The 4,075-nt window shown below is 33.0% G+C and carries 4 protein-coding genes and 2 pseudogenes; all 6 read left to right on the top strand.

What is annotated here, in order from left to right; genetic code table 11:
- Positions 1–118: 118 nt before the first annotated feature.
- A pseudogene (locus ACTTG8_RS09780) lies at positions 119–448 on the top strand (VirD4-like conjugal transfer protein, CD1115 family); the annotation flags it as partial.
- 60 nt (positions 449–508) lie between these two features.
- Positions 509–2,347 (top strand): recombinase family protein, encoded by a 1,839-nt coding sequence (locus tag ACTTG8_RS09775; RefSeq protein ID WP_442561920.1) that lies wholly within the window; start codon positions 509–511, stop codon positions 2,345–2,347.
- An 80-nt stretch (positions 2,348–2,427) separates the two neighbouring features.
- Positions 2,428–2,619 carry a hypothetical protein gene (locus ACTTG8_RS09770; RefSeq protein ID WP_157622072.1) on the top strand — a complete coding sequence of 64 codons (192 nt, stop codon included), beginning with the start codon at positions 2,428–2,430 and terminating at the stop codon, positions 2,617–2,619.
- A gap of 96 nt (positions 2,620–2,715) precedes the next feature.
- Complete coding sequence (locus tag ACTTG8_RS09765; protein ID WP_442561919.1) at positions 2,716–3,144, top strand: VOC family protein; 429 nt, start codon at positions 2,716–2,718, stop codon at positions 3,142–3,144.
- 20 nt (positions 3,145–3,164) lie between these two features.
- Positions 3,165–3,484 (top strand): annotated as a pseudogene (locus ACTTG8_RS09760) (TfoX/Sxy family protein).
- A 62-nt stretch (positions 3,485–3,546) separates the two neighbouring features.
- Entirely contained in the window at positions 3,547–3,918 is a 372-nt protein-coding gene (locus ACTTG8_RS09755) for an EXLDI protein (RefSeq protein WP_003030991.1), read from the top strand.
- Positions 3,919–4,075: the final 157 nt, after the last annotated feature.

The following is a 4,075-nucleotide window of genomic DNA, read 5'->3' as shown; positions in this document are numbered from 1 at the left end:
GGATATTTTGAAGTAAAGGAATGGTGCAAGGAAGGCAGTGAAGCAGTTGGGATACAGACCTTTGTAACACAAAAAGGCAGGCACTATCTATTACTTTTGATTGGAGGTGAAAAGACTCATGATAAATAAGATATTAAAAGACATCAAAGGCTTATTCAAGGTTCAAGATAAGGCAAAGTTTGTAAAACAAAACATTCCCTATCTTGCATTTTTCTATTTAGGAAATATTTTCTCTCATCATGTAAGAAGTTATGTAGGTGGAGATATGATTGACAAGATATTTCAGGGGATATTAGAGCTTAATACAATGAGTTTTCTCCCAAGTATTTATTTGGTGGATATACTGACAGGAATAGGAGTTGCTGCTATAATTAAATTCATTATCTATACCAAAGGCAAAAATGCCAAGAAGTTCAGACAGGGGAAAGAGTATGGTTCGGCGAGATGGGTTGCATAATATTAACTGAACAGGAGTGATATATAGACACGAGAAAAGGAGGATAATGCTATGATAGAATATCATAATAAAATCACAGCACTATACTCCCGCCTTTCAGTTGGTGATGAAGATAGAGACGGTGGCGAGAGTAATAGTATTGTCAATCAAAAAGCATTTTTAGAAAGATATGCAAGAGGTAAAAAGCTGATAAACATTCGCCATTATATCGACGATGATGAAAGCGGTAGGTTCTTTGACCGTTCAGCTTATACACAGATGATAAGCGATGTAGAGCAAGGCAAAATCGGAATTGTAATCATGAAAGATATGACGAGATGGGGAAGAGATTATCTTCAAGTCGGTAATGCAATGGAGATATTTAGAAGAAACAATGTACGCTTTATCGCCATCAATAACGGTATAGACAGTATTGACCAAAACACATTGGAATTTGCCCCCTTTATCAACATCATGTCAGAGTGGTATGCAAGAGACATCAGCAAGAAAGTAAAAACAGGAATTAAAACCAAAGGAGCAAACGGAAAGCCTGTCGCAACAGAAGCTCCATACGGCTATATAAAAGACCCTGAGAACAAAGATTATTGGATCGTTGATAAAGAAGCTGCCGAAGTTGTAAAACTCATTTTCAGGCTATTTATGGAGGGGAAAAACAGAAATCAGATAGCCGTTTATCTGAAAGAAAAAGAAATACTAACCCCAACCTTTTATATGAAACGACAAGACAGAGGAACAGCCAAAAGCAAACCTCTCAATGAAGAAAATCGCTATAACTGGAACAAAGCAACCATAACACGCATACTGAAAAGACAAGAGTATTGTGGCGATGTAGTCAACTTCAAGACTGAAAAGCATTACAGAGATAAGAGAAACCATTATGTAGATAAAAGCAAATGGCAAATAACAGAAAATGTGCATGAGCCGATAATAGATAGAACTACCTTTGAAAATGTAGAGCGTATGTTAAAAAACGCACCTGTCAAAAGACCAAACGGAGATGGAGAAATTCACGCACTATCAGGACTGATGTACTGTAAGGATTGCGGAACAAAAATGCACATTCGCACCATACACAAAAACAAAAAAGTACAGCATGTAACCTATTGCAGTGAATATGCCAAAGGAAAAGCAAAGCACCCTAAATGCAACTCCCCACATCGCATTGATGTAGATGAAGTTATGGAAAATATTGCCGAAGTTTTACGAAACATAGCACAGTATTCTTTAGAAAATAAAGTAGAGTTTGAAAAAATTGTGAAAGATAGTCTGTATAAAGAGCAAACCGAAGAAGTCAAGAAGAACCAAAAGCGTATGCCACAAATCACAGACCGAATGGAACAGATAGAAAGAGTGATGAATAAGCTCTATGAAGATAATGCACTTGGAAATATGGATACAGAACGCTATGAGCAGTTATCAAGAAAGTATGCAGAAGAATACTATACTTTAAAAGCAGAAAAAGAAGAAATCAAAGAACGCTTATCCGAATGTGAAAATGCAAGCCAAAGGGCAAAGAAATTTATCAGACTTGCAGAAAGTTATTCCAACTTTGAAGAACTTACTCCTACCATTATCAATGAGTTTATCAGTAAAATCGTTGTGCATGAAAGAGATGTAAAAAGAGCAAAATATGTTGTCCAAAGAATAGAGGTTTATTTTAACTATATCGGAAAATTTGAAAATGAACTTACAAAACAGATAGAGCCGACAAAAGAAGAAATACTACAAATGAGGGAAGAAATAGAAGAAGCAAAGAAAGAAAAAGCAAGGGCATATCGTAGGGCATATTACAAAGAATACAGAGCAAACAATCTTGAAAAGTGCCGAGAGTACGAGAAATTAAAAGCAAGAGAATACAGAGCAAAAAAGAAGTTACAAGCAACAACCTAAAACCAAATATCAATCAATCGCAAAAGAGGTTTCCTAATCACAGGAAATCTTTTTTTGTGCAAGTCGAAAGGAGGAACTAAATGGCAGAAAATACGAACACTCAAGTAAACGAAACACACGAAGAAGAACAAGAAGAATCCCAAAAGCCTGATGGCGTTTTAACAAAAAATATAAATGGAAAGACCTTTGTAACAGAGATATATTTTGATAAAAAGAGTAAAGAGACATTTCAAGATAAGCTGTTCAAAGTAATATATTCAAAGGGCAAATAGTAGTGAGTAGGGAAATCTGGCAGTAGAAAAAATGCCTAAAAAATGCTATAATATCAATAACTATTAAGAGAGAAATAACGAATTAAAGAGGTAACAATGAACAAAATTACTTGTATTTGTTTAGGTGTTAAAGATATGGAAAAGTCAATCAAGTTTTATAGAGATGGTTTAGGATATAAGACTGATTGCATAGAAACTAATCCACCGGTATGCTTTTTTGATACTCCGGGAACAAAGTTCGAACTATTTCCTTTGGAACAATTAGCAAAAGACATTGATGAAAATAATCCGCCAAAAGGAAATGGATTTTTCGGAATTACATTAGCTTACAATGTTGAACATAAAGAAGATGTTAATAGTGTAATTGACTTAGTACGCAATATTGGTGGAACCATTGTAAAAGAACCGCAAGATACTTTTTGGGGTGGATATCACGCATATTTTTCGGATTTAGATGGATATTATTGGGAAGTTGCATGGGGTCCAAATTTCAAGTTTGATGAAAATGGACTATTGAAATTTTAGTAATTAAGGGAGATAGAAAAATGGCTTCAAGTAAAAATATTTAGATTTCATTTTAGAACAACTATCCGAGTTGGAAGAAATAACATATAGATTAATGATGGGCGAATATATTGTTTATTATCGCGGAAAAATTGTTGGTGGAATTTATGATGATAGGTTTTTAGTGAAGCCTGTTAAATCTGCAATAGCATATATGCCAAATGCAAAGTATGAGTTACCATATGATGGAGCAAAGGAAATGCTATTGGTAGATGATGTTGACAACAAAGAATATTTAACAGGGTTATTCAATTCTATGTATAAAGAATTACCGGCAATAAAAACTAAAAAGAAAAAATGAACGGTAAATCAAAGCGGTATAATATTTTTCTGTATAGGCAACAAGTTTAAGGAGGAAAGATTATGGATTATAAAGAAATAAAGCTTAATGTTTCAAATAATAAAATTAAAGAATATAAGCAATTTGAGGGCTTAAAATTATATTCTGATATTTTTAAATCTGAAGATGAAAAGGTATTGATTAACAAAAGAATATATGTTACAAAAAAACAGAATTATGTTTATTACGAAAGAACAGATGTAAATTGGAATTATTGGTCAAGCGAAAGAAATTATAATTCAACATTTAATCCGGAGAATGATAGTAAACACAACATTATATTTGAAGTTTCATCAGAATTAAGCGATTTTATTAAATATTTGGGAGAAGAAATAATTCGGAAGATTGAATTGAAACAGCACAATGGAGAAATTGTTGAGATATTAGATATTTGATTGTGTTATGAAGAATGAAGCATTGACTGAAAATATAATATCTACTCAAGCACGTAAAATTCCTATTTTTAGTAATATCAATTAAATAAAAAATAGTATAAAAACAGTAAATCAAAAAAGGTTTACTGTTTTTCTTTACTCAAAATTAGAAAGGGAG

This window comes from Catonella sp., assembly GCF_052173895.1.
In the GTDB taxonomy this organism is placed as follows: domain Bacteria; phylum Bacillota; class Clostridia; order Lachnospirales; family Lachnospiraceae; genus Catonella.
Note: the sequence above shows the minus strand (reverse complement) of the source record. Positions and strands in the feature narration are given on the sequence as shown.

Excerpts from the sequence above, each read along its gene's own strand:
- ACTTG8_RS09775 (WP_442561920.1), top strand. The coding sequence starts at position 509 with ATGATAGAATATCATAATAAAATCACAGCACTATACTCCCGCCTTTCA.
- ACTTG8_RS09770 (WP_157622072.1), top strand. The coding sequence starts at position 2,428 with ATGGCAGAAAATACGAACACTCAAGTAAACGAAACACACGAAGAAGAA.
- ACTTG8_RS09765 (WP_442561919.1), top strand. The coding sequence starts at position 2,716 with ATGAACAAAATTACTTGTATTTGTTTAGGTGTTAAAGATATGGAAAAG.
- ACTTG8_RS09755 (WP_003030991.1), top strand. The coding sequence starts at position 3,547 with ATGGATTATAAAGAAATAAAGCTTAATGTTTCAAATAATAAAATTAAA.